Source organism: Pseudomonas oryziphila, assembly GCF_003940825.1.
GTDB classification, from domain to species: domain Bacteria; phylum Pseudomonadota; class Gammaproteobacteria; order Pseudomonadales; family Pseudomonadaceae; genus Aquipseudomonas; species Aquipseudomonas sichuanensis.
In genome coordinates this window covers 3,491,965-3,517,005 of sequence record NZ_CP034338.1, presented here as the reverse complement: position 1 = coordinate 3,517,005, position 25,041 = coordinate 3,491,965, and the positions used below count along the sequence as shown (strand labels likewise).

Here is a 25,041-nt window from a genome sequence, read left to right as displayed (position 1 = left end):
GTGAACGAGCAAGCAATCTCTTTGCTCCAGCAGATCCTGAACCAGCAGCAGAAACAGACCAGCCTGCTCGAACAGATCGCGACCCAGAACCTGGCACTGATCGAAGCGCTGGCGGATGACCAGGGCGTGGACCCTGATGCCGCTCCCGGGTTCTACCTGAGTGGGGCGCCCGTCCTGGGCGGCCGCTGATGGCCAGGCTCACGTCCCTCAAACCACCGATGCAGGCGCAGCCATCAAGGCTGGCGACGGTCAACCCAGATTCATGGCGAACGGCGAAGGGGACAGCTGCCCAGCGTGGCTATGGATACAAGTGGCAAGTGGCGCGGGCCGAATGGCTCCAGGCCAACCCGCTGTGCGTGTACTGCCAGCGTCAGGGGCGGGTGACCGCAGGCACTGTCGTCGATCACATCGTCCCGCACAGGGGCGACATGAAGCTGTTCTGGAGCCGAGGCAACTGGCAGACCCTGTGCCGGCATTGTCACGACGTGGTGAAGGCTGCCGAGGAGGCCGCTGGCCAAATCGGTTGATGCACGTCAATGGCGTGCCTCACTGAATTGAAGCACGTCATTCCCCCGATTCTAAGGGGAGGGGTGGGTCGAAAGTTCATGGCTTTTCGCTTCCAGACCACCCGTCCCCGCACGCGTGAAATTTTTCCCCGTTTCAGAGGTTTTTGTTAATGGCGTTAACATCGAAAAAGCGCCGTTTTGTCGAGTCAAAGGCTGCTGGTGCCTCGAATCGCGAAGCGGCGGAAGCCGCAGGCTATGCGGCGGGCAGCGCTTCGGCCGCAGGTTCTCGACTCGCCAAAGACCCTGACGTTGTTGCTGCCCTGGAAAAGTTAAAGGCGCCCCGAAATGTTAAGCCGGAGCCAGAGCGAGAGGCCTTCGAGGCCGACCCAGCGGGTGACGAGTCGGGCGACCTGGTCGACCTGCCCAATACCGATGACCCACTCGTTTGGTTGCTGGCTCTGATGAACGACCCCCAGGCCAAGATCTTTGATCGGCGAAATGCCGCCCAGTCGGCGCTCCCGTACTTTCACGGCAAGAAGTCCGGCATGGGCAAAAAGGAACAGAAGCTCGAAGAAGCGGCGAAAGTGGGAGCCAGCGGCAACCGCTTCGGGCTACGTGATCGCCACTTGAAGGCCGTCAAATGAAGAAGTGGACTACCGCGTGCCCCGACTGGGAGAGCAGGATTGTCCGTGGCCAGGCGCTCGTGCCGGTGAAGCCCATCTTCCCCGAGCAGGCAGAAGATGCTCTCGACGTGTTCTGCAACCTTCGAATGGTTGATGCGGATGGTAGCCCCCTGATGGGGGATACCTGCCGTAGCTGGGTGCTCGATGTAGTGGCCGCGCTCTTCGGCGCGTATGACGCGGAAGCCGGCCGCAGGCTGATCACCAACTACTTCTTGATGGTCAGCAAGAAGAACGGCAAGTCGACGATCGCCGCGGGCATCATGCTCACGGCCCTGATCCTGAACACCCGGCCTTCTGGCGAGTTCCTGATCCTGGCGCCGACTAAGGAGGCGGCTGACAACGCATTCAAGCCGATTCGGGACATGATCGATGCAGACGAGGATCTGCAGGCCAGGTTCCATGTGCAGGAATACAACCGGATCGTCACCGACAACCTGAACAAGGCAACCCTGAAGGTGGTGGCGGCCGACTCGGCCACTGTCACAGGCAAGAAAGCAACTGGTGTGTTCATCGACGAGCTCTGGGAGTTCGGCAAGCAGGCCAAGTCGGCGAAAATGCTGGTCGAGGCCACTGGCGGCTTGGTGTCACGCCCAGAGGGGTTCGTTTTCTACTGCACCACCCAGTCCGATGAGCCGCCGGCCGGCGCCTTCAAGGCCAAGCTGGACTATGCACGCAAAGTGCGTGACGGGGAGATCGAGGACCGGCGCTTCCTGCCGGTGATCTACGAGTTCCCGAAAGAGATGATCAAGCGAAACGATCATCGTGACCTGGCAAACGCCCATGTGACCAATCCCAACTGGGGGCTTTCTGTCGATCAGGAGGTGATCGAGCAGAAGTATCAGGAGGCGCAGGCAGAGGGCGAGGGGGCAATACGCGGTTTCTTGGCGAAACACCTCAACGTCGAGATCGGTCTGGATCTGCGCTCGGACCGCTGGGCGGGCGCTGACCATTGGGAAGCTGGAGCCGAGGCTGGCCTGGCTCTGGAGAGCCTGCTGCAGCGCTCTGAAGTGGTCACGGTGGGGATCGACGGAGGCGGCCTTGACGACTTGCTCGGTCTGACTGTGCTCGGGCGCGAGCCCTTCACTCGTCAATGGCTCCACTGGGCGCACGCCTGGGCGCACAACATCGTGTTCGAACGGCGGAAGGATATCGCCAGTGCGCTGAGGGACTTCGAGACGGCGGGCGATCTGACCGTCGTCGATCGACCAGGTGATGATGTCCAGCAGGTAGCCGACATCATCTGCGATATCAGGGATCGCGGCCTGCTGCCGGAGAAGCTGGCAATCGGTGTTGACTCGGCCGGTATCGGCGACATCGTCGACGAGCTGACCACCCACGAGCGCGGGATCACCATGGAGCAGATCGTGGCCATCTCGCAGGGCTGGAAGCTCAACGGCGCGATCAAGACGACCGAGCGCAAAGTGGCCGGGGGTGAACTGGTCCACTGCGGCAGCGCGCTGATGAACTGGTGTGTCGGTAATGCCCGCGTCGTCCCGCAAGGTAATGCCATCACGATTACCAAGCAGGCCAGCGGCTCGGCAAAGATCGACCCGTTGATGTCGACATTCGATGCTGTTTCGCTGATGGCGCTGAACCCGGAAGGCTCTGGTGATCTCCAGGGCTTCTTTGATAACCCGATCATGGTAGGAATCTGATGGCCGACAAGAAACCGGGCCGGGTGAAGGCTGCGCTGCAAAACTGGCTCGGGGTGCCCATCGGCCTGAAGGATGGCGCATTTTGGCAAGAGTGGTTCGGCAGCTCTGCATCTGGGAAGCACGTATCGGTCGACAAAGCCATGCAGCTGTCCACGGTGTGGGCATGCGTGAGGCTGCTGTCCGAGTCCGTCTCCACGCTGCCGCTCAAACTGTATCGGCGCCTCCCAGACGGATCTCGCGAGGTTGCCAGAGACCATCCGCTGTACCGCGTGCTGTGCCGAATCCCAAACGCCGAGATGACGCCGCAGCGCTTCATGCTGCTGGTGGTGGCGAGCATTTGCCTGCGAGGCAATGCATTCGTCGAGAAGAAGATGATCGGCAGCAGGATCATTGCCCTGGTACCGCTTCTGCCCCAGTGCATGAGGGTGAAGCGGCAGGACAACGGGCGTCTGAAGTACACGTACAGCGAGAATGGCGTGGATCGCGACATTCCCGAGAAGAACCTGATGCACATCCGCGGCTTTGGCCTAGACGGGGTGTGCGGGATGCTTCCGGTCACCACCGGGCGCGAGATCTTCGGTTCGGCGATGGCGATCGAGGAAGCCGCGGCGAAGGTGTTCGCACAGGGCATGCAGGCGTCCGGCATCCTGAGCAGCGACGCCAAGATCACGCCGCAGCAGCGCGAGCAGCTTCGGGCCAGCATGCAGGCGTTCATGGGCTCGAAGAACGCCGGCAAGATCATGGTGGCGGAGGCGGGCTTCAAGTACCAGGGCATCACGATGAACCCTGAGGCAGCGCAGATGCTGGAATCGAGGTCTTTCGGGATCGAGGAAATGTGCCGTTGGTTCCGCGTGCCGCCCTTCATGGTCGGCCACATGGACAAGCAGTCCAGCTGGGCTGCCTCGGTTGAGGCGCAGAACCTGCACTTCCTCACCAACAGCCTGCGGCCGCTCCTGGTCAACATCGAGCAGGAGATCACTCGTTGCCTCATCGGCGATGCCGATGCCGACGACTACTTCGCCGAGTTCGCAGTGGAAGGTCTGCTGAGAGCGGACAGTGCCGGCCGCGGCGCCTGGTACAACACGGCCCTGCAAAATGGCTGGATGTCCCGCAACGAGGTGCGCCGGCTGGAGAACTTGCCGCCGATCCCGGGCGGCGACACATACACGGTCCAGTCTGCACTGGTGCCTCTGGATCAACTCGGCAAGCCGAGCGCAGGCGTATCGCCGGCAGCCTCGGCCTTCATGCTTCGACTGGTCTCGGCACGCAACAACGACGACCGAGAGGCCATCAACAAGGCGGTAGAGCTGGCGTCCCAGGCCTTGGAGTCCGGCAACCCAGACGGCCCCATGATGGCCCACGCGCTGATATCGATGCCGCTGCTCAAAGCGGCCTGACCTGGAGTAACCCATGACTCTCAAGACACTACCGGCAGCGCCGGCGGTGCGGCCGCACGCGCGCGTCGAATCCGATCTCCTGCCAAAGGCCATGGAGCGCTGGAACCCAGCAATCAAGGCGGCAGCCGGTGACGACTCCACCACCATCACCATGTACGACCCGATTGGCATGGATTGGTGGACGGGCGAGGGCGTCACCGCCAAGCGCGTCAGTGCTGCACTTCGCAGCATCGGCGACAAAGACATCACCGTGAAGATCAACAGTCCAGGCGGCGATGTCTTCGAAGGTTTGGCGATCTACAACCTGCTGCGCGAGCACAAGGGCAAGGTAACCGTGCAGGTGCTTGGTCTTGCCGCCTCGGCTGCGTCGTTTATCGCCATGGCCGGTGATGAAATCCAGATCGCCCGAGCCGGCTTCATGATGATCCACAACGCCTGGACCATCGCGGCTGGCGACCGAAACGACTTCACCGAGGTGGCCGACTTCCTCGACCAGATCGACGCAACCCTGGCCGACATTTACGCGGTCAGGACGGGAGATGAAGCCGCAGCGATGCGCACCCTGATGGATGTAGAAACCTGGATGGGTGGCAGCGCGGCAGTCGAGGCCGGCTTCGCTGACGGCCTGCTCCCATCCGATGCCGCCCAGGAAGATCCGCAGGCTATCGCGCCCCAGCAAGTCGCGGCGAGGCGCCTGGACACCATCCTGGCCAAGCAGGGCATGCCCCGCTCCGAGCGACGGTCCCTGATTCAAGAACTCAAAGGGGGTACGCCTGGCGCTGCCCCCTCCGGTACGCGCAGCGCTGCCGAAACCCCGGCCGACCTGGCCAACCACTTTGCCGAGCTACAGGCCGCCATGTCGCGGTTCTCGGCAGCAGCCCTCAAGTAATCGGAGAAGATCCCATGGCAGATAACACCGCTGACCTGCTGAAGCAGGTTTCCGCCGAGCTCAAGCAGGCGACCAGCGATTTCAGCAAGCAGGCCGAAAACGCCCTGGCCGAAGCCAAGAAGGCCGGCGGCCTGTCCGAGCAAACCAAGGCCGCAGTCGACGAACTGGCGACTAAGTTCAACAGCCTGACCGAGGCCGAGAAGCAGCTGAAAGCTCAGCTTGGCGAGCTGGAGCAGGAGTTCGCACGCCTGCCTTCGGCTGGCACTCCGCAACCCCAGGACAGCCTTGGCGGCGTGGTGATCAAGAGCGAAGCGCTCAAGCAGTTCGCGGCCAGCATCGAAGGCGGCAAGCGCGTCAACATTCCGGTCAGCGCGGCCCTGCTGTCCACCGATGTTCCCGCGGGCATCGTCGAGCCTCAGCGCCTGCCCGGCATCGACACCGCGCCGAAGCAGCGCCTGTTCATCCGCGACCTGATCGCCCCAGGCCGAACCACCGCCCCGGCGATTTTCTGGGTGCAGCAGACCGGCTTCACCAACGCCGCCAAGGTCGTGGCCGAGGGCACCTCCAAGCCGTACTCGAGCATCGAATTCGCGTCGAAGCTCACCGCGGTGTCGACCATCGCCCACATGTTCAAAGCCTCCAAGCAGATCCTGGACGACTTCGCCCAACTGGGTTCGACCATCGATGTCGAAATGCGCTACGGCCTCAAGTACGTCGAGGAGCAGGAGATCCTGTTCGGTGACGGCACTGGCGTGCATCTGCACGGCATCGTCCCTCAGGCCTCGAAATATGTCCCGGCATTCGAGGTGGAGAACCGGTCGGGCATCGATGATCTTCGCCTGGCGATGTTGCAAGCCCAGCTGGCGCGCTTGCCGGCCTCCGGTCACGTCCTGCACTTCATGGACTGGGCCAAGATCGAGCTGACCAAGGACACCCTGGGCCGCTACATCCTCGCCAACCCTCTGGGTCTCGCGGGCCCTGTGCTGTGGGGGTTGCCTGTCGTGGCCACCGAGGTCGCCGCCTTCCTGGGCAAGTTCCTGACTGGCGCATTCCAGACCGGTGCTCAGCTGTTCGACCGTGAAGACGCCAACGTGGTGATCTCGACCGAAAACGCCGACGACTTCGAGAAGAACCTGATCTCGATCCGCTGTGAAGAGCGTGCGGCGCTGGCGGTCAAGCGTCCGGAAGCGTTCATCTTCGGCGAGTTCGCCGCCCCGGTCGCTCCGTAACCCAATGCGATGGCCGCACAAGTTGCGGCCCCTGGAGGCATTCATGAAACTGAAGACCCTGAAACCTCTTTACCTGGGCGGCCAAACGCTGGTGGAGGGTACGCCTTTCGAGACCATCGAGCAGCACGGACGCCAACTGATCCAGAAGGGCTATGCCGAACTGGACACCTCCGAAGCCGAGGTGGTGGTAACCATCTCGCAGGAAGATGCAGTTGGCGCGGGCGTGCTGACCACCAGCAGCTCGGGCGCCGTCACCTTGCCGATTGCTCAGCCAGTCGCCGCTTTCAAGGCGAAGCACAAGGGCGCAGGCAAGTACATTGTGGTGGACGCTGAAGGCAACCAGGTTGGCGAGTTCTCCGGAAACCAGGAAGAAGCCGCGGCTGAAGCTGAGCGACTGATCGCCGGTGGCGATCCAGAGCAGGCCGAGGAGTAAGCCATGTCCGTGATCGCCATCGACTTGGCCATGCATCACCTGCTGGCCGAGCCAGAGGACCAGGTGCTGGTGCAGGCGCAGCTTGATGCGGCGGAAGAGGCGGCGATGATGTTCCTGAATCGCCGCTTTTACCTGGATCAGGTCGCGCTCGACGCCGCTCGCGCTGGCGTCCACGACGCGCTTCAGGCCGCCAAAAGCACGAATGGCGCGGCGGTAGAGGCTGCCAAGACGGAGCAGGATCATTCCTTGCGTTGCCGCCTGCTCGAACACGCCCGGCAGGCGCTGGCAGACGCCTACGACCAGGCAGACGCCATCGCCTACGGCATGGTGCTCAATTCTGCGATCCAGGCTGCCTGCCTGCTCAAGTTGGGCCACCTGTTCGCCAACCGCGAGGAGGTAGTCACCGGAACGACCGCAGCTGAGCTGCCGCTGGCGTCCCAGCACTTGCTGATGCCCTACCGCATCCGGATGGGTGTGTGATGCAGGCCGGCAAGCTGCGACACCGGATCGACATCGAGGAGAAGACTACTCCCCGTGACCTGGCCACTGGAGAATATGGAGAGCCGGAATGGGTGGCGCGCTGGGAGAAATGCCCGGCGCGCATCGAGCCGCTGTCAGCGCGCGACCTAGTGGCCGCGCAAGCTGCTCAATCGCAGGCCACCACCCGCATCGTGATCCGGTACCGGGCCGGTGTTCTGCCAACCATGCGAGCCATCTATCGTGGCGAGGTATACAGCTTCGAGGGGCCTCCCCTCGAGGACCCGAAGTCCGGCCTGGAGTACCTGACGATTCTGGCCTCCAAGGGGGTGAAGGATGGCTGACGAGATTAGCGTGCGGCTGCAGGGGTTGAAGGCCACCACCGACAAGATGGTTGGGCTCACCCCGAAGCTACGCCGCTCTGGGCTGCGCAAGGCTGCCCGGCAGGCCATGAACATCGTCCGCGACGACGCGAGGGCGCGCGCCAAAGCGCTGGATGACCCCGACACCGCCGAGAAGATCTTCCGCAATATCATCACCCAGGAATCTGGTCGCCAGGGGCGGCGGGAGGGCGGCGTGGTTATGAAGGTGGGGGTTCGGGGCGGTGCCGGTTCGAACCAGCACAGCAAGGATGCCAGCGGTAACCCGGGTGGCGACACCCGGCACTGGCGCTACCTCGAGTTCGGCACGCAGCACAATCCGCCGGTCCCGTTCATGCGCCCGGCATTCTCCAGCAACGTCAACGCCGTGACCGACCGCTTCGTGCAGGTGTTCGGCCAGGAAATCGACGCAGCACTCTGAGGGCATCGATGGAAGCGCCAATTTTCGCCGTTTGCTCGGCTGATCCGGGAGTCGCCGCGCTGCTCGGGTCGGGCATCGACTGCAGGCTGTACTCGTTCGGTGAGGCCCCGCAGAAACCCGCGAGGCCGTACGTAGTTTGGAGCCTGATCACTGGCTCCCCCGAGAACTACCTGGCAGGCCGGCCCGACGTCGACAGCTTCACCCTGCAAGTGGACGTGTATGCGGCCACCGCCGGGCCGGTTCGTGCCGTGACCGAAGCGCTATGCGCAGCGATCGAGCCGCGAGCCTATGTCGTTCGCTGGGGAGCCACTGATCGCGACTCAGGAACGAAGGACTACCATCGAAGTTTTGATGTGGACTGGATAGTCCGCAGGTAGCCCGAGCGCCGGCCAGCGCTACATGCGCTTGTACATGTCGGCCCAGTCCTCAAGGGCTTCCAAGTAGTCGTCGATCTGCTCGCTTCGAATCTCTTCGGGGGTTTTTGGCTCAGGCTTCCCGAGCAGTTTGCGTACCAGATTTTTCAAGTAGTTCATTCTTCATTTCCATGTTTTGCCGGATTGGCAAGCACATGGTAGGGCCCCGCAACAGCGTCCTTTACCCGGGGTTTGCATGCTTTTCAGTCGGCCCGCCTCGAGCGGGCTTTTCTTTGCCCGACAGGAGATCACCATGTCGATTTTGACCCAAGGCACCCAGGTCTACGTCCTGGACCGGCCGTTCACTGGCACTGGCCCAAGCTCCGTGATGGAGGTCGAATGTGCTACAGCGTTCAACCCCGGCGGCTCTCCAAAGGAGCAGATCGAGGACACCTGCCTCAGCTCCAAGGAGCGTACTTACAAGCCGGGGCTGCGCACGCCTGGCCAGGCGTCCCTGACCATCAACGCCGACCCGAACAATGCGAGCCACATCCGCTTGCACCAGATGTCGGAGGCCGACGGTGATACCACCACCAAGTGGGCTGTGGGCTGGTCCGACGGCACCGCGGCCCCCACTGTGGCGGCCTCCGGCAGTCTGGATCAGATCGCAGTGACCAACGGCGGCAGTGGCTACACCAGCGCGCCAACCGTCAACCTCACTGGTGGCGGCGGCAGCGGCGCCACGGCGGTGGCGGTCCTGGATGGCGATGAAGTTGTGGCCATCAACGTCACCAGTGCGGGCGCGGGCTACACCAGCGCGCCGACGGTCGCATTCACCGGCGGGGCCGGCTCCGGTGCTACTGCAACTGCATCGGTGAACCTCGAGGCCGACTTCGTGCTTCCGCCGTCCCGCACCTGGTTCGTTTACGAAGGCTATGTCGCCGACTTCCCGTTCGACTTCGCAGCCAACGCCGTGGTCAGCACCGCGGTCTCCATCCAACGCTCGGGCGGCTCCGCCTGGATCAAAAAGACCGCCTAAGGGGTAACCATGGATCTCGCGCAACTGAAGAAAAAAGGGGGCGTCATTGCTGACGCCCTGGTGCCGAAGGAAGTCGAGTGGAAGCACGCCGACAAGAACGGCAAACCCATCACCGACAAGTTCACCGTGCACGTCCGCCGGCACGCCTTTGGTGTCATGGAGGCCATGTTCGCCGGTGGCGAAGCCGAGCGCTTCAAGAACGCTCGCTACCTGGCTGCCTCGATCATGCTGGGCAAGGACGGCACCGAAGAACTGCCGTTCGACGATGCCGTCAACCTCGACTCGGCCCTGGGCATCGTACTGCTCAACGCCGTCAACGAGGTGAACAACCCCCCAGCAAAGAGCTGACCCTGGCCGACGAACTGTGGCATGAACTGGTGCTGAATGGGATCGGCGGCAATTCAATTGCAGAGGCCAAGGCCACGCTTTCCTACGCGGAGGTGCTGGCCTGGGTCGCCTATCGGGACAAGCATGGGTCGCTGAATTTGGCCCGCCGGATCGAGCTGGCCACGGCGCTGATTGCGCTGCAGGTCAACCATCGAGGCGGGGGCAAGGCCGAGCTCTACGACTTCATGCCGCACTTTGCAAGGCCGGGGACTGCGCTGGAGCAAGCCATGGCGGAATGGTCATGACATGGTAGAGTCCCAGCTTTTCGGGAGGGACTCCATGCAACTCGCCATCCTTGTAGTGCTCATACTCATCTTGGTTTGCATTTCTCCATGGGTGCTAGCGCTCGCCGCTGCAGCTGTTGTTGCTTACGGCGTGTGGGTCGTAGCTATAGGTGTTGTTTTTTTCGTCATCGCTGTTGGTATGGCTTGGCACCACGGCTATTGGGCGAGGAAGCCGGTGATATCGAGTGAATCCGAGAGAGCAATAGAGCGCGTGAATGAGGAGTTCCGGCGGAAGGAGGCCGAACAAGCCAGCGCCACGGCTTCCGCTCCCAGCGAGCCGGCTCAGGCCAAGTCAATAAGGTTGATCATCTGCCGCTCTTGTTCTGCAGAGGTCGAAAAATTCAGCATGTTCTGCCCCGTCTGCGGCAAAAAGCCCATATAGACGAGAATCATACGAAACCCGCGAGAGCGGGTTTTTTTATGCCCGGAGAAAACCTATGGCAAGCAGGTCGCTTGGCACGCTCACCCTCGATCTGATAGCCAGAATTGGCGGGTTTCAGCAAGGGATGGATCAGGCTGCGCGCTCTACGCAAAGAAGCATGGGTCAGGTTGCCCGGCATGCCGAGTCGGCCTCGGAGAGTGTTACTGGCTCGTTCAAGACCATCGCTGGGGCTGCTGCTGCGTTTCTTAGCGTTCAGCAGGTTGTCGAGTACTCGCAGACCTGGGTAGGGGTGCAGAACCGCATAAAGCAGGTTTCTGAGACCTTTGAAGAATTTTCCAAGCAGTCGTCTGCGGTATTCTCGATCGCGCAGAACTCGCAATCCTCCCTTGAGGCAACCGCCGAGCTCTATCAACGGATTGCAGCTTCATCGGGACAGCTTGGCGCAACCCAGGAGAAGGTCGCCCAAGTCACGCAGAACATCAGCAAGGCTATGTCTGCCAGCGGGGTGTCCGCTGAGTCAGCCCAGGCCGCTCTAGTCCAGCTCGGCCAGGCTTTTGCGTCGGGTGTGCTTCGCGGGGAAGAGCTCAACTCTGTACTCGAGCAAGCTCCCGGGCTGGCTCAGGCTATTGCTGACGGATTGGGGGTGGCCCGAGAGTCACTTCGCTCGATGGGTGAAGCTGGGAAGCTGACCTCGAAAGAAGTGTTTTCCGCCATTCTGAGCCAGACCAGGTCGATTGATGATGCTTTCGCGAGGTCGCAGACAACGGTGTCGGGCGCCTTCCAGGTGATGGAAAACAGCGCTGCCAAGTTCTTTGGCACGCTGGACGAGACGCTTGGAATCACCAAGAGCTTCGTTCAAGCCGCGCTATCAGTCTCTGCGGCCTGGGATGCCTCTGGCGTCGAGGCCTTCACCCAGGTACTGAAAACCGGACTGTACGTTGCGCTTGCGCGCGTCGCAGCTGGATTCGTGAGCGCTACCGGTGCCAAGTATCTCGACATCAAGGCTACGCAGGAGCAGCTTTATGCGAATTCCCTTGCGACGGCCGGCGAGCTAAGAAGAGCGGAAGCAGTTAAAGCTGGCGCAGCTGCGGATGTCGAGTCAGCGGCCAGGGCAGTTGCCAGCGCCAAGGCCAAAGTAACTGCTGATCGACAGGTGATCACTTCTGAGGTTGCCCGGCTCGAATCTGTTCAGGCAGCACTGGCATCGGAGAAGCTGCTTGAAACGCAGCGCCTGCAGGCACAGATATCAGATGTTGGCCGGCAGCAATCTATTGCGCGCATGGCGGAGTTGCGCCTTGCTGAGGTGGCGATCACCAACCAGCTGACAGCTGCCGAAGCAAAGCTGGCGACAACTACGCTTGCAACGTCCGCCCAGGTCACTGCGGCAATTAACCAGCAGACCGTCGCCAAGGAGGCGCTGGCGGTCGCCAACACCCAAGTAAACGCTACACAGATTGCAGCCACTGCATCCATGGGGGCGTGGTTCTCCGCGAGCACCGCCATGGGCGCCTCAATGCTCGCGCTGCGTAATGCGGCAAGCGGTGTGCTGCGAATGGCCGCAGGCTGGCCAGGCTTGATCCTGACCGTCGGCGCGTTGGCGTTGTCCTTCATCGACTTCGGCGACAAGGCGGAGGAGGGTGCAGGCAAGGCAGCGAACGCGTTCGAGGACGCCTCGACGCGCATCCGCCAGGCCTCCAGGTCGATGCTTCCGGAGAACCTGAGCACCCAGTCCTACGACCAGTTGCAGGATCGGCTGAAGGGGCTCCAGGCCGAGCTCAAGGAAACCGAAAAGCTTCAGGAGCGATTCCAGAAGGGCGTCGACGACAAAAACGATGTGCCGTTCGAAACATCGCTCGACGCCTCGAAGGAGAAGGCTGACGCGCTCAAGCTGGCCATCCAGTCGGTGCAGAAGGAGCTGAACAGCTCCCGCTTGGCGTCTGATAAGGAGGGCAGCACCTATCTCAAGAATCTCGAAAAGCAAGCCGTCGTCGCGGGCAAGCTGACCGAGGTCGAGAAGCTGCGGGCGCAGATCGCTGCCGGCGCGGTGAAGTTCTCCCCGGACGATGAGAGGAAGGCCCTGAGTGCCGCCGCGGCGATCGACAAAGCGAGCAAGGCCCTGAAAGAGTCGAAGGCTGGCGACAAGGACAGCAAGGCGCTCGGCCGGCGCTTCGAGGAGATGGAGGAGGGGTATCAGCGGCAGATCGAGTTGATCAACACCTCGACCGACAAGCGCAAGAACGCCACTGAGGTCGAGAAGCTGGCCTTTGAGGTTTCAACTGGAAAGCTTGAAGGGGTCAACGCCCAGCAGCGCAAGCGCCTGGAAGGGCTGGCGGCTGAGCTTGATGTGCTGAAGAAGCTGAAGCAGGCCGAGGAAGATGCCAAGAAACTGGCTTCCTTCCGGTCCAGCGTAAACGAGGACTATCAGACCGCGAAAAGTGGTTTCGATCAGGAGCTTGCTGGTGCCGGCCGCGGTGACAAGTACAAAGACCGACTGAAAGAGCGCCTGGCAATCGAGGAAGACTTCAACCGCCAGCAGCGTGAACTGGTGCTGCAGCGCAACAGCGGTGATATCAGCCAGGATCTGTACGACCAGGAAACGCAAGTGCTGAGCGATGCCCTGGCCGAGCGCCTGGAGTTGCAAAACGACTACTACAGCCAGCTCGACGAAGCGCAGAACAACTGGATGGATGGCGTTACCAGCGCTTGGGAGAACTTCGCCGACGCAGCGACAAACTACTCAGGCATGGCCGCCGACGCTACAACATCCGTTCTCGGCAGCGCCCGCAGCGAGCTCAGCACGTTCATGTCCGACGTTGCCACCGGCTCGGCCGATGCTGGCGATGCGCTGATGGACATGGTCACCGGTTTCGCGAAGGCCGGCGTCCAGGCGCTGGCCGACATGGCTGCCCAATGGCTGGTTTACCAGGCCGTGCAGTTGCTGGTCGGCAAGAGCACGCAGTCGATGGCGGGCATGGGCATGGTGGCCAACGCCCAATCGATGGCGTTCCAAGCCCAGCTCAATGCCTACGCGTCGACCGCGGCTATCCCAATGGTTGGCCCGGCGATGGCGCCTGCAGCGGCAATGACCGCAGCAATGGCCACTGCGCCGATGGTGGCCGGTGTGGCATCCACATCCCTCATGGGTATGGCCCACGACGGCATCGACAGCATTCCCCGGGAGGGCACCTGGCTGCTCGATGGCGGCGAGCGGGTGCTGAACCCCGGCCAGAACCGCGACCTGACCCAGTACCTGCGCAATGCGAACGATGCTGGCGGCGGCCTTGGCGGTGGCGGCATCACGATCAACGCGCCGGTGAACGTCCAGGCCCAGCCAGGGATGAGCGATGAAGCTGCCCGCCGGCAGGGCGAAATGATGGGCGAGGGCTTACGACAAACCATCCGCCAGGTGGTTAACGAGGAGTTCGGCCAGGGCGGCAGCATGTGGAGAAAATAATGGCAGAGACATTCAGCTTCTGCACACGGGTGGGGGCGACCGGAGAGATCAAGCAGCGTGTATGGGAGAACGACTTTGGCGACGGCTACGTCCAGTCGGGCGGCACCGGGATAAATGGCAAGTCACAGGAGTGGTCGCACCAGGCTGTAGGCAGCCTCGACACCGGCCAAGAGCTACGCCTGATGCGTGACTTCCTGGACCAGCACGAGGGCTACAAGTCGTTCTTCTGGACTCCGCCCGGCGGCAGCCAGGGCCGCTACAAGGTCAATGGCTACAAGCTCGACCCCCAGGGCGCCGGCCAGTTCAAGATCAGCTTCACCATGAAGCAGGTATTCACCCCCTACTGACCCCGCCCTTGCGGGGTTTCTTCTTTCTGAGGCCTCATGACTTTCGAATCCGATATCCAGAAGCTTGAGCCCGGTAATCTGATCAGGCTCTACGAGGTGGACGCCACGCGCCTAGGCGGCAACATGATGCGCTTCCACGGTCACGCCCAGGACGGCGACATCATCTGGCAGGGCCAGCTGTATGAGCCAATCCAGATCGAGGCCAAGGGTTTCGACATCCGCGGCGATGGTCGCCCCGCAACGCCAACCCTGCAGCTGGCCAACGAGATTTCCGGCGTGCGCGGTGCAGTCTCGGCCCTGTGCCTGGCCCTCAAGGATCTGGCGGGCGCCAAGGTGAAGGTCATCGAGACCTTCCGGCACTTTCTGGACGCCGCCAACTTCCCCGAGGGCAACCCCAGCGCATCCAACCAGGCGCGGGAAAACCTCTGGTTCATCGAGCAGAAGACCGAGGAAGACCGCGAGCAGGTGACCTTCCAGCTGTCGAGCCCGCTCGATCTCGGCGGGGTGCAGCTGCCCAGCCAGCAGATCACCAAGCTGTGCCGCTGGGCCACGCGCAACGGATACCGGGGCGAGGCCTGCGCTTACACCGGCGCGGCGATGTTCACCAAGCAGAACGAGCCCACCGACAACCCGGCGCTTGATCGGTGCGCGGGCCGCTGGAACAGCTGCAAGCTGCGCGGCAACACCCGCCGCTTCGGCGGCTCGATGGGCGCAAGCCTGATCGCAAGTTCGAGGTAACTCATGCGTATCAACCAACAGCTGCAGGCCGCGATTCGCGAGCATGCCGAACGCGCGCACCCGGCAGAGGCCTGCGGGGTGCTGATCAAGACCGCCGGTGGCCGCGAGTACGTGCCTTGCCGAAACTTGGCCAGGACGCCGCGGGACCAGTTCACGCTCCACCATGAAGACCTGGCCGACGCCGAAGAGCGCGGTGAGCTGCTGGCAATCATCCACAGCCACCCTGACGCCACGCCGCGCCCGAGCATGGCCGATCGCGTCAGCTGCGAGCTGCATGAGGTGCCGTGGGGCATCGTCGCCTGGCCCGGCGGCGATATGGAGTGGTTCAAGCCCTCCGGCTACTCGGCGCCGCTGCTGGGTCGCGAATTTTCCCACGGCCTGCTCGATTGCTGGGGCGCTTGCCGAGACTGGTACGCCCGCGAGGCCGGCCTGCAGCTGCCGAACTTCGAGCGCAAGGACCTCTGGTGGGAAGAGGCTGACGGCCCGAGCCTCTACGAGGACAACTTCAGGGGCGCCGGTTTCTACCAGGTAGACGAGCCGCGCCGCGGCGACATGCTCGTTTTCATGGTGCCGTCACCGGGCCGCCCGTGCTTCCACCCGAACCATGCGGCGATCTACCTGGGCGACGAGCCGGCGCTGGCGAGCGAAGACGCTGCGGCGCTGGGTGGCACCGGCCCATTCATCTACCACCACATGGCCGGCCGCGCTTCGACGCGCGATATCTACGGCTGGTCGATGGCCAGCCGCTGCCGGCTGATCCTGCGGCACAAGGACTACCAGCCATGAAGCGAACCGTGAAGCTCTACGGTGTCCTGCGCAAGCACTTCGGTCGCGAGTACCTGCTGGACGTGCACAGCCCTCGCGAAGCCGTGCAAGCGCTCTGCGTGATGGTGCCTGGCTTCGAGAAGTTCCTTGCCACGGGGGAGGAGCGCGGACTGGTGTTCACGGTGTTCTCCGGCCGCCGCAATCTGGCGCCGGAAGAGCTAGACCTGCAGGGCAGCGATGCCGAAGAGATCCGCATCGCGCCGATCATCCAGGGCAGCAAGCAAGGTGGTCTGTTCCAGGTCGTTCTCGGAGCTGTGCTGGTAGTTGCTGGCGTTTTCACCGGCGGCCTGTCCTCGGGCATAGGTCTCGCACTGATCGCGGGCGGCGCTGCCATGGCTCTCGGCGGCGTGGTGCAGATGCTGTCGCCGACGGCGAAGACCGGCAGCCTCGATCGAAACGAAGACGGCAACAACCCCAGCTACGGCTTCGGCTCAGCCGTGACCACCATCGCCCAGGGCAATCCCTATCCAGTGCTTTACGGGGAAAGGGAGATAGGGGGCGCCGTCGAGTCTGGCGGGATCTACACGCAAGACCGGCTGTGACGGCCCAAATCAACGGACCCGCTCAGGCGGGTTTTCGCGTTTCTGGAGGATTGAATGGGTGAAGCACTGACGCGGAAACCGAGGCAGGCACCTGCTGCGCCCCGCCGGAAGGTAAGTGGCAGCAAGGGCGGTTCGAAGAAGCCAGTCCAGCCAAGCATCGCCTCAAACAGCGTGCCTTCGATCGCCACGGCGCGGATGGTCTACCTGTGGAGCTGGGGGCCCATCGTCGGGCCGGTGAACGGCCTGCGCTCGGTGAAGCTGGGCGGGACGCCGATCATGGCCAACGATGGCACGATCAACTATCCAGGAGTGAAGTGGCAGTTTCGGTCGGGTGAGCTGCACCAGGATCGGCTCGCTGGCGTAACCGAGTCCAGCAACGAGATTCAGGTAGGGCAGGAGCTGCGCAGCGCCATTCCATGGGTGCACTCCATCAACAACGCGATGATCGACGCGGTTCGCGTCCGCTTCTCCTGGCCGCAATTGCAAGCTCAAGATAGCGGCGGAAACATCGGCGGGGTCTACATAGCCTATGCCATCGATGTGTCCACCGATGGCGGGGCATACCAGCAGGTTCTTAGCTCTGCGGTCGAGCGCAAGAACGTCACCAAATATGAGCGCTCGCATCGCATCGAGCTGCCAGAAGGTAGCCGATGGACTATTCGCGCACGCCGCCTGACATCGGAGGCCAATAGCTCGCTGGTGCAAGATGCCATGTACGTCGAAGCTATCGCCGAGGTTGTCGATAGCGATCAAGAGTACCCGCTGACAGCCGTCGGCTGCATCGAGTACGACGCCCAGCAGTTCGGCGGGGACATTGCCAAAATCGCCGTCCTGATGCGCGGGCGCATCATCCGCGTGCCAATGAACTACGACCCAGCGACGCGCACCTACGCCACCTCCGGCGCCGGCACCACCAACGGCGTCTGGGATGGCTCCTTCAAAGAGGCCTACACCAACAACCCGGCATGGGTGTTCTACGACCTGGCGCTGCACCCGTACTACGGCCTGGGCGACCGCATCGACGCCTCGATGATCAACCGCTGGTCGCTGTACCGGATCGCCCAGTGGTGCGACCAGATGGTGCCGGACGGGCAGGGTGGTCAGGAGCCGCGCTTCACATGCAACCTGTATTTGCAGAAGCAGGCCGAGGCTTGGGCGGTGCTCCAGGACCTGGCCGCCATCTTTCACGGCCTGGCCTACTGGGATGGCAGCCAGATCGCCGTGAACGCCGATATGCCACAGGATCCGGCGTACACCTACACACTGTCGCAGATCCTCGGCGATGGCGTGGTCAAGTACACCGGCAGCAAATGGCGCGACCGACACAGCCTGGCCATGGTCTCGTTCGATGACCCTGATCAGGGGTTTGAGACCGACAAGGAGCCGGTGTTCGACGAAGACGCCATGGCCGAGTATGGCGTGCGTGACGTTTCCGTTGAGGCCGTCGGCTGCACCAGTCGTGGCCAGGCCCAGCGCGCCGGCAAGTGGGCGCTGCTGACTGAGCAGCTGCAGATCCGCGGCGCGACAATCAACGTCGGCCTCGACGGCTACATTCCGAAGCCCGGCACGGTGATCGCGCTGTCCGACCCGATGCTGGCCGGCAGGGCAAACGGTGGCCGGATCGCTGCAGTTGCTGGGCGCGTCGTGACACTCGATCGTGACGCCGACGTGCCAACCGGCGCCCGCCTGCTGATCAACCTGCCAAGCGGGAAGGCCGAAGCACGCCAGGTGCGTTCAGTATCCGGCCGGCGGATCACCGTTATGGCCGACTACAGCGAGGCCCCGCAGCCTGAGTGCGGCTGGGCGATCGACTACGACGACCTCAAGTTGATGCAGTTCTATGTCCGCAACGTGACGCGGCCGGAGTGGACTCGGTTCCAGCTGGAGCTGATCCAGCACGAGCCGAGCAAGTTCGACGCCATCGATCACGGCACCATGATCGACGACAGGCCGATCAGCGTGCTGCCACCCGGCGTGCAAGATGCGCCGGCCCGCGTGCTGATCAGCAGCCACTCAGCAGTCGAGCAGGGCATTGCTGTTACCACGATGACCATAGGCTGGGACGCAGCGCCCGGCGCCGTAGCCTATGACGTGGAATGGCGATGGGGTTCGCGTGACTGGATCAAAGTGCCGCGTACCGGTGAGCTGGCCGTGGATGTGCGCGGGGTGTATGCCGGCCAGTACCTGGCCCGTGTGCGTGCGGTCAACGCAATGGATGTGACCTCGATCCCGACCAACTCCGTACTGACGGATGTCGAGGGGAAGACCACGCCGCCCCCGGAGGTGGCGTTTCTCCAAACCGAATCCGAGGTGCTGGGCATCAAGCTGCGCTGGGGCTTCCCAGAGGGCGCCGAGGACACCGCATTTACACAGGTCGAGATGGCCTCGGAGAGCATGGGGCAGAATCCGATCGCGCTGGGCATGTTCGCCTACCCGACCTCTCTCTACGTTAACTCCGGCATGGCCGCTGCGGTGGTGCGGTTCTTCCGCGCGCGCCTGGTGGACCGCACGGGCAATATCGGACCCTGGTCGACCTGGGTCTACGGGCAGTCCAGCGCGGATGCCTCTGCGCTCCTCGAGTACCTGGACGGCAAGATCACGGAGAGCCAGCTTGGGCAAGACCTACTGACCGAGATCGGCAAAGTCAGCGGCGATGGTCCCGGATCGGTCAACGAGCGCTTCCAGGCCGGTGACGCGGCGCTGCAGGCGCAGATCAACAGCTTGTCCGCGCAGCTCGCCGACCTCGCGGGCGCCCCTGATTGGGACCCTGGCGAGGCCTACCTGTCCGGCAGCCTGGTCAAGCACGAGGGCAAGCTGTACCGCGCCCGTGTCGATGTGCCGGCCGGTACGCCGGTTACGAACGCCGCCTACTGGGAGTACCTGGGCGACTACGCGAGCCTCGGCGATATGGTCGCGGCCTTGGCCGTGCGCCTTGACGGCGTCGAAACCAGCGTCGAGGAGATCAACGGCGAGCTGACGGCCATGGCCAGCCGGATCCTCGGCGTCGAAGCGGCGGTGGCCCCTCACATGGCCGGCGCCACCGAAGGCTGGTACCCGGGCGAAACTGGCTCCTACGCCGGGGCCTGGTCCGTCTACTCGGCCTTCGCCGCTGGTGACATGGCGATTGCCAAGCAGGTGGACGAGGTCAAGGCCCAGGTCGGCAACAACCTGGCGCGGGTCGTGCGCACCGTTGAAACGCTCACCGACGACGTGTCGGCGCTTGCCAGGGACAGCGAAACCCTGACGGCCCAGGTCGGCGAGACGAAGGCCATGGCGGAGGACACGGCCGAGGTTGTGGTCGGCCTCGATGGCGATCTGCGGGCTACCCGAAACATCAAGGTGGGCGTGGACGACAACGGCACCTACTACGGCGCCGGCATGGGCCTGAGCGTGGAGAACACGCCGGAAGGCATGCAATCCATGATCGTGTTCCTGGCCGACCTGTTCGCAGTCATGCACCAGCCCGGCGGCGTGCCGAAGTCGGTCTTCGCGATCAACAACGGCCAGGTGTTCATGAACAGCGCGATCATCAACCAGGCCGACATCATTCAGCTGATCATCACCGGGGAGTTGAAGAGTGCGAATTACATCGCAGGCCAGCAGGGTATCCGCATCAACTTCGTGACAAACGAGTTTGAGATCAACGGGTATCAGCCAGACCAGGGGCGGATGAACATCACCAACCAGGTTGTCAGGGTCTACGACCCCGCTGGGACTATGCGGGTTCGGCTGGGGATTTGGGCATGACGGCAGGATTGCAGGTGTGGGATGCCAATGGGGTCCTGGTGCTTGATATCACTACGAGGCTTACTCGACTTGTAGGGAGCCTCGATACAGGCACATCCAACGGCTCCTATACGCTGCCCGACCATTCGGGCACTCCTTTCATCATGGTGGAAGGCGAGGTGCGGATATTCAACAGGTCAGGTCCTGGCATATGGCTTGATGGCAGGGTCGTCCGTTGGGCATTTGACGACACGTTCGCAGTTCCTCGCACTTCCTATAAAGTCAGGTACGGGTACTACTGATGCCGGCAGGATTTGAGGTGGTTAATAATGATGGGGTGCTGCAAGTTACGGAAAACTACAGCAACTATATCTACGCGGGCAAACAGACGATAACAGGGGTGTGGATTAATGCATGGCCCGAGCAGGCGTACTTCTACACTGTAACCATCCCCGTTGGCTGGGTCGTAGCCTTTAGAGGCATCGGTGTGGATGTCGGCCTGTACAGCGCGTCGGTGTCCGGCAACAACATTGTCTATCGCTTCTTCACCCCGCAGTCAGGGCTCGGCACGCCGGGCTCGGCGTCTCCTCAGTGCGTGTTTTATAAATTCTCGGTGAACATCCAGCCAGACCCGGCTACATATGGACTTGAGGTATATACCGCGTCAGGCGTCCTAGCGTTCTCGTCAAACGGGAAGTACATGAAGCCAGTAGGGGCGTGGAGCGGTCAAAACTTCTTAGCTGAAGCTCAGCAGGCCCCAAACAGGAGACGGGTGCTTGAATCGTATAGCGCGAACCGGGCCGTGTTTGTTGGAGGCCCAGTTGGCTATCAGCTAAACGAGCCCTTCACTTTTAATGGCCTCCAGTGGTGGTCCAGGCAATGGGTGTATTACTTGGTGATTGGCAATTATGGAGGCAACCTAACTTTCACCGATGGGTTTTCGGGGATGAGAGAACTTGGGCCATCCAACGTACAGATCCCGTATCGATACGCTGCATTCAACCAGTATTACATCATGACCATCGACGTAACTAACTATTAGGAGAGCTGTCATGACAATGCAGCTTGTAAATCTGGGTACGCCACCATCCGGCTCAGACGGTGACGATCCACGCACCGCGTTCACGCGCATCAACAGCAACTTCAAGCAGCTGGATGACACGGGCCTGACCGGCCCTATTGCCGCAGCCCGCGAGGTTGCCAACCTCAACGACGCCAGCAGCCCAGGTAAATGGATCGGTACCGCTGCGGCCGCGAACCGGCCCGCAGGCTTCACGCGCTCGAGCATCGACGTCGTCGAAGAAGTCTCCGGCGACCTGATGCAGCAGGCGACCGACAAGTCCACGGGCCGGGTGGCGAACCGCGTGTACACGGCATCCACCGATACCTGGTCGGCGTGGGTCATTATCGGTAGCGGCGCTGCCCCGGGCGAACCCTTGCCTGTCGACGCAGGCGGCACCGGGGGATCCACTGCCGAGCAGGCTCGCGCCAACCTCGGCCTGAAGTCCCTTGCGACTCTTGATAAGGCGCCTATCGACCAAGGCGGCACCGGCGGGGCAACTGCAGCGGAGGCGAGGCATAACCTCGGCTTGGAGGCTGCAGCAGCAAGCTTCACTGGGGCCAACGCCGCAGCGCCGGGGGCGCCTGGCCTGGTTCCAGCACCAGCTGCCGGCGATCAAGACAAGGTGTTGCGTGGGGATGGTACATGGGGCGTGGCCCCCAGCGCTGCAGATGTAGCTGCGCTGGCCGACAGCTACGCAAGCCAGCAGGCTGCTATTACCAACCTTCAAACTAAGCGAAGGACTTATGCAGCAGGCGCCCCGGCGAGCGTTGTCGGGCTGAACTCCATTACCATTGAGGGCATTCCAAGCTGGGTAACGAAAATCACCATCATCCTTAAAGATCACGCTGCCGCCACAGGTGCCCAAGCTATACGTCTTCGGACAGCAGCTGGAGCGGTAACTACTGGCTATAAGGGCGCATTAATAAACCACGCTGCCTCTTCTTTGGCAGGTTTTTTGACCCAAACCGACGCTTGGTTTCTGACGCCAACTAACGTAGGTGCTCCAGCGCACGGCACCATAACGCTTACTAAGACTGTCAATGCACCTGGCTCTGGCGGTTGGGTCATGGAATTCAATGGTTGTGCTGACGCATCTATCAACGTCTACGATGCCCGTGGGGCTATCACAATTAGCTCTGACGTAACAGGTATTGATATGTACAGATTCACAGCAGGACAAAACTGGACGGCCGGCACAGTTAGTGTTGCATGGGAGTAAAATATGAAAAGGCTTATTGTTAACGCATTAACAGGTGAGCAACTAGAGGTAGATTGCAAATGCTACCGAGATGAAAATTGGGTGGTGTTGTCGCTCGCCGACTTCGAAGATGTTCCGGATGGGTTCTTCGAGTTCGATCCCTCTGTCGATATCAGGCCAGATCCACAGGGCGAACTGGACTGGGCAGCGGCCGAGATCGCTGACGCCAAGGACAAGCTGGAGGCCATCACCTTCGACGACCCTAATGTGCCAGGCACTGCGGACGACTGGAAGGCCTATGGTCGAGCCTTGCGCGCCTGGAAGGAGGGCGCCGCGGGCTTCCCGCAGGTCGAGCAACGGCCCAGTCGCCCCGCCTGATCACTCCTGAATCGAAACCAGCCGGCTAATGCCGGTATTTTTTTGCCTGGAGAAAACCATGGCTCGACTGACAGAGGTCCAGGTGGGCGGCGCGAATATGCTCCGCTTCCTGGACTTGATCGCCTTTTCGGAAGGCACCACGACCGTCAAGGGCAGCGATGACGGATACAACGTCCTATACGGTGGCGGCCTGTTCACCGGCTATCTGGATCATCCCCGCCTTAAGCTTACCTTCCCCATCAATGGCAAGCCGGTGACCAGCACGGCGGCAGGCCGATACCAGCTGTTGGCTCGTTACTGGGACGCCTACCGCGTGAGCCTGCGCCTGCAGGGTGGATTCACGCCGGAGAACCAGGACCGTGTCGCGCTGCAGCAGATCCGTGAGCGTGGCGCCCTGGCCGACATCAGGGCCGGTCGCATTGCCGAAGCGATCGCCAAGTGCTCGAACATCTGGGCCAGCTTACCTGGCAACAGCTACGGGCAGAACCCGCACCGCCTGGACAAGCTGCTGGCGCAGTGGGCGAAGATTGGCGGGGTGTTGGCGTGAAGGCCTGGGCGCTGCGCCTCACCGGCTCCGGCCTGCTGATGCTGCTGGGTATGGCTGTTGGTGTCTGGGCGACCACCACCCACTTCCGGCCGCTGCTGGACGACCAGCAGGTCCAGGTGGCCACCTGCGCGTCCGCCCGAGAGAACCTTGCAGGCCTGGCGACGGAGCAGGGCAAGGCCTTGGGCGACCTGACCCTGGCCGCGCAGGTACGTCAGGCCGGGGCAGAGAAGGCCGTGGACGAAGCGGCGGACAGCGCCAAAGTCGACTATGCCGCGGCGAACCGACTGCAGCAGGAGCGCACTGGCGGCGACCAGTGCGAGGCCGCTACCTCGATCATTGATACGGAGCTTGGGCTATGACGCTGGTGCTGAGCTTGCGGAGCTGTGGGATCGGAGCGAGCATTTTCTTGGCTGCACGCCGCGCAATCCGTGGCCTTGCCTGTAGGAGCGGGCTGGTGCTGACCCTTGGCCTTGTCGGGTGCGCTGGTAAGATTGAACCGCTGGTCCAGTACGTGCGCGTTGAGGTGCCGGTGCAGGTGCCGTGCCGGGCGCCGGAGGTTGCGGTGCCGCCGTGGGCGGCTGCCGGACTACGCAAGACCGACAGCCTGGAGGTGAAGGTGCGGGCGCTGCTGGCAGAGAGGCGGCAGAGGATTGGTTACGAGCGTCAGATAAAGGCTGCAATCCATGCATGCAGGTGAGGCCATACAGCGGCAATGAGCTGGCAGAAAAAGCCGGAAAACATCAAGCCCAAGGCTACCCACGCAATTGTTTTCGCTAGCGCCTTTTGACGTTTGGCTTCTTCTCTCCACTGCCCAACAGTTTTTCCGTTGATCACTGTCCCATCCTCTAAGCCGCGGCCGGTTTCGGCATCAGCGAAGCTTTGAGGTAGAGCCCAGAAGAAAATGAGAATGACGCCAATCATGTTCAGGCAAAGCCCGACAATGTTGAGGATGTCCATTGCTTCCTGCAATTTTTAGAAGGGGGAGTAGTTCCGGCCGCCCGAATCGCACGCGTCAGGCGGCCTAGCTTTACACCTTCGCTAAAACGATAGCAGCGATGAGACCCAGTACAACAGCGGTCACCGGGTCGAGCCCGTAGGTGCAAAGACCCCAGACTACGCCACCAAACGCCGTGAGACGTTTAGGTAAAGCTGCTGAACCAGCCTGATTCAAAACACCCATGGGGCGCCCTCCTCTAGCTGTTTCTCCCGGTCTCATGTAGCAGTTGGCGGGGAGGTTCAGACTTCGCCGTAATTTCCCGATTTCCCAGCTACGATGGGTTTTTCCAGCGAGGGGTGGCACGGCGGCCCAACTGGCTTGTTGTGGCCAGTAACTGGCCAGCATCTCGAAGTGGCCGAACAATAGCACCATTCTCGGCTGCTATGCCAGGGGAAACGCGTGGAGAATTTTTGGGGGATAGGTTTACGATGGTTTCGTGAAGTCTTGCGCCACAGAATTGCGAGCATCGGTTTCATGGCGCGGACGAGGTGTGAAATATTCTTTACGCAGTTCTATTTGCAAAACCCCTCGCTAAGTTATTGATTGTTATAGGCGGGTTTTCGCGCTTTTCAGGTCATCGGAAGTCTAAATAATTTCAATTAAATCAATAACTTATGCGGTGTGCGGCCACCACCTTGACATGGTGGGGGTCGTTGGTTCGAGTCCAATTGTGCCTACCAAACAAAGTCCCGGGTAACCGGGCATCGAAAA

The 25,041-nt window shown here is 62.0% G+C and carries 29 protein-coding genes and 2 pseudogenes; 29 read left to right on the top strand and 2 right to left on the bottom strand.

From position 1 onward, the window contains the following. The 12 genes from EJA05_RS16435 (at nucleotide 1) to EJA05_RS16380 (ending at nucleotide 8,447) form a co-directional block, all read left to right on the top strand. Nucleotides 1-189 (top strand): hypothetical protein, encoded by a 189-nt coding sequence (locus tag EJA05_RS16435; RefSeq protein WP_125859046.1) that lies wholly within the window; start codon nucleotides 1-3, stop codon nucleotides 187-189. Next, entirely contained in the window at nucleotides 189-527 is a 339-nt protein-coding gene (locus tag EJA05_RS16430) for an HNH endonuclease (protein ID WP_125859045.1), read from the top strand. The genes EJA05_RS16435 and EJA05_RS16430 overlap by 1 nt, the downstream gene beginning before the upstream one ends. A 149-nt stretch (nucleotides 528-676) precedes the next feature. Further along, a complete protein-coding gene (locus tag EJA05_RS16425; RefSeq protein WP_125859044.1) occupies nucleotides 677-1,150 on the top strand; it encodes a terminase small subunit in 474 nt (157 codons plus the stop codon). Beyond that, entirely contained in the window at nucleotides 1,147-2,844 is a 1,698-nt protein-coding gene (locus tag EJA05_RS16420) for a terminase large subunit (protein WP_125859043.1), read from the top strand. The genes EJA05_RS16425 and EJA05_RS16420 overlap by 4 nt, the downstream gene beginning before the upstream one ends. Then, complete coding sequence (locus EJA05_RS16415; RefSeq protein ID WP_228711097.1) at nucleotides 2,844-4,241, top strand: phage portal protein; 1,398 nt, start codon at nucleotides 2,844-2,846, stop codon at nucleotides 4,239-4,241. Before EJA05_RS16420 ends, EJA05_RS16415 begins: the two co-directional genes overlap by 1 nt. Nucleotides 4,242-4,254: 13 nt before the next feature. After that, complete coding sequence (locus EJA05_RS16410; protein WP_125859041.1) at nucleotides 4,255-5,130, top strand: head maturation protease, ClpP-related; 876 nt, start codon at nucleotides 4,255-4,257, stop codon at nucleotides 5,128-5,130. A 14-nt stretch (nucleotides 5,131-5,144) separates the two neighbouring features. After that, the gene (locus EJA05_RS16405) at nucleotides 5,145-6,359 is read left to right on the top strand and encodes a phage major capsid protein (protein ID WP_125859040.1); all 1,215 of its coding nucleotides are present in this window, start codon (nucleotides 5,145-5,147) and stop codon (nucleotides 6,357-6,359) included. 43 nt (nucleotides 6,360-6,402) lie between these two features. Continuing rightward, nucleotides 6,403-6,792: a hypothetical protein gene (locus EJA05_RS28270; RefSeq protein ID WP_190305994.1), complete on the top strand. Its 390-nt coding sequence runs from the start codon at nucleotides 6,403-6,405 to the stop codon at nucleotides 6,790-6,792. Between the two features lie 3 nt (nucleotides 6,793-6,795). Continuing rightward, the gene (locus EJA05_RS16395; protein WP_125859039.1) at nucleotides 6,796-7,272 is read left to right on the top strand and encodes a head-tail connector protein; all 477 of its coding nucleotides are present in this window, start codon (nucleotides 6,796-6,798) and stop codon (nucleotides 7,270-7,272) included. Further along, entirely contained in the window at nucleotides 7,272-7,613 is a 342-nt protein-coding gene (locus EJA05_RS16390; protein WP_125859038.1) for a phage head closure protein, read from the top strand. Before EJA05_RS16395 ends, EJA05_RS16390 begins: the two co-directional genes overlap by 1 nt. Then, entirely contained in the window at nucleotides 7,606-8,070 is a 465-nt protein-coding gene (locus EJA05_RS16385; protein ID WP_125859037.1) for an HK97-gp10 family putative phage morphogenesis protein, read from the top strand. The genes EJA05_RS16390 and EJA05_RS16385 overlap by 8 nt, the downstream gene beginning before the upstream one ends. An 8-nt stretch (nucleotides 8,071-8,078) precedes the next feature. Next, nucleotides 8,079-8,447 carry a DUF3168 domain-containing protein gene (locus EJA05_RS16380; protein ID WP_125859036.1) on the top strand — a complete coding sequence of 123 codons (369 nt, stop codon included), beginning with the start codon at nucleotides 8,079-8,081 and terminating at the stop codon, nucleotides 8,445-8,447. A gap of 18 nt (nucleotides 8,448-8,465) precedes the next feature. Here the strand turns inward: EJA05_RS16380 and EJA05_RS28265 are convergent, their stop codons facing one another. Continuing rightward, nucleotides 8,466-8,603: a hypothetical protein gene (locus tag EJA05_RS28265; protein WP_190305993.1), complete on the bottom strand. Its 138-nt coding sequence runs from the start codon at nucleotides 8,601-8,603 to the stop codon at nucleotides 8,466-8,468. Nucleotides 8,604-8,736: 133 nt separating this feature from the next. On the opposite strand from EJA05_RS28265, the pseudogene EJA05_RS28435 reads away from it, so the two are divergent. The 17 genes and pseudogenes from EJA05_RS28435 to EJA05_RS16300 form a co-directional block, all read left to right on the top strand. Then, a pseudogene (locus tag EJA05_RS28435) lies at nucleotides 8,737-9,075 on the top strand (phage tail tube protein); the annotation flags it as partial. Nucleotides 9,076-9,309: 234 nt separating this feature from the next. Next, a pseudogene (locus EJA05_RS28805) lies at nucleotides 9,310-9,462 on the top strand (phage tail tube protein); the annotation flags it as partial. A gap of 9 nt (nucleotides 9,463-9,471) precedes the next feature. Then, nucleotides 9,472-9,810, top strand: a complete 339-nt coding sequence (locus EJA05_RS16370) for a phage tail assembly chaperone family protein, TAC (RefSeq protein WP_054886651.1) — start codon at nucleotides 9,472-9,474, stop codon at nucleotides 9,808-9,810. Between the two features lie 29 nt (nucleotides 9,811-9,839). Continuing rightward, nucleotides 9,840-10,094 carry a phage tail assembly protein T gene (locus EJA05_RS16365; RefSeq protein WP_190305992.1) on the top strand — a complete coding sequence of 85 codons (255 nt, stop codon included), beginning with the start codon at nucleotides 9,840-9,842 and terminating at the stop codon, nucleotides 10,092-10,094. A gap of 34 nt (nucleotides 10,095-10,128) precedes the next feature. Further along, a complete protein-coding gene (locus tag EJA05_RS16360; RefSeq protein WP_125859034.1) occupies nucleotides 10,129-10,515 on the top strand; it encodes a hypothetical protein in 387 nt (128 codons plus the stop codon). 55 nt (nucleotides 10,516-10,570) lie between these two features. After that, nucleotides 10,571-13,969, top strand: coding sequence for a phage tail tape measure protein (locus EJA05_RS16355; protein ID WP_125859033.1), 3,399 nt, complete (start codon nucleotides 10,571-10,573; stop codon nucleotides 13,967-13,969). Beyond that, nucleotides 13,969-14,316 carry a phage tail protein gene (locus EJA05_RS16350; protein WP_125859032.1) on the top strand — a complete coding sequence of 116 codons (348 nt, stop codon included), beginning with the start codon at nucleotides 13,969-13,971 and terminating at the stop codon, nucleotides 14,314-14,316. The genes EJA05_RS16355 and EJA05_RS16350 overlap by 1 nt, the downstream gene beginning before the upstream one ends. A gap of 36 nt (nucleotides 14,317-14,352) precedes the next feature. Continuing rightward, a complete protein-coding gene (locus tag EJA05_RS16345) occupies nucleotides 14,353-15,054 on the top strand; it encodes a phage minor tail protein L (protein WP_125859031.1) in 702 nt (233 codons plus the stop codon). Between the two features lie 3 nt (nucleotides 15,055-15,057). Further along, the gene (locus EJA05_RS16340) at nucleotides 15,058-15,840 is read left to right on the top strand and encodes a C40 family peptidase (RefSeq protein WP_125859030.1); all 783 of its coding nucleotides are present in this window, start codon (nucleotides 15,058-15,060) and stop codon (nucleotides 15,838-15,840) included. Next, the gene (locus EJA05_RS16335; RefSeq protein WP_125859029.1) at nucleotides 15,837-16,421 is read left to right on the top strand and encodes a tail assembly protein; all 585 of its coding nucleotides are present in this window, start codon (nucleotides 15,837-15,839) and stop codon (nucleotides 16,419-16,421) included. The genes EJA05_RS16340 and EJA05_RS16335 overlap by 4 nt, the downstream gene beginning before the upstream one ends. A 54-nt stretch (nucleotides 16,422-16,475) precedes the next feature. Further along, a complete protein-coding gene (locus EJA05_RS16330; RefSeq protein ID WP_125859028.1) occupies nucleotides 16,476-20,168 on the top strand; it encodes a phage tail protein in 3,693 nt (1,230 codons plus the stop codon). Between the two features lie 280 nt (nucleotides 20,169-20,448). Continuing rightward, nucleotides 20,449-21,189: a hypothetical protein gene (locus EJA05_RS16325; RefSeq protein ID WP_125859027.1), complete on the top strand. Its 741-nt coding sequence runs from the start codon at nucleotides 20,449-20,451 to the stop codon at nucleotides 21,187-21,189. 10 nt (nucleotides 21,190-21,199) lie between these two features. After that, nucleotides 21,200-22,429, top strand: coding sequence for a pyocin knob domain-containing protein (locus EJA05_RS16320; protein WP_125859026.1), 1,230 nt, complete (start codon nucleotides 21,200-21,202; stop codon nucleotides 22,427-22,429). A gap of 3 nt (nucleotides 22,430-22,432) precedes the next feature. Then, nucleotides 22,433-22,786, top strand: coding sequence for a hypothetical protein (locus EJA05_RS16315; RefSeq protein WP_125859025.1), 354 nt, complete (start codon nucleotides 22,433-22,435; stop codon nucleotides 22,784-22,786). Nucleotides 22,787-22,844: 58 nt separating this feature from the next. After that, nucleotides 22,845-23,333 carry a glycoside hydrolase family 24 protein gene (locus EJA05_RS16310; RefSeq protein ID WP_125859024.1) on the top strand — a complete coding sequence of 163 codons (489 nt, stop codon included), beginning with the start codon at nucleotides 22,845-22,847 and terminating at the stop codon, nucleotides 23,331-23,333. Further along, nucleotides 23,330-23,692: a hypothetical protein gene (locus EJA05_RS16305; protein ID WP_125859023.1), complete on the top strand. Its 363-nt coding sequence runs from the start codon at nucleotides 23,330-23,332 to the stop codon at nucleotides 23,690-23,692. The genes EJA05_RS16310 and EJA05_RS16305 overlap by 4 nt, the downstream gene beginning before the upstream one ends. Then, entirely contained in the window at nucleotides 23,689-24,030 is a 342-nt protein-coding gene (locus EJA05_RS16300) for a hypothetical protein (protein WP_223811834.1), read from the top strand. The genes EJA05_RS16305 and EJA05_RS16300 overlap by 4 nt, the downstream gene beginning before the upstream one ends. Here the strand turns inward: EJA05_RS16300 and EJA05_RS16295 are convergent. Continuing rightward, nucleotides 23,997-24,290 (bottom strand): hypothetical protein, encoded by a 294-nt coding sequence (locus EJA05_RS16295; protein WP_125859022.1) that lies wholly within the window; start codon nucleotides 24,288-24,290, stop codon nucleotides 23,997-23,999. The genes EJA05_RS16300 and EJA05_RS16295 overlap by 34 nt on opposite strands. Nucleotides 24,291-25,041 lie beyond the last annotated feature (751 nt).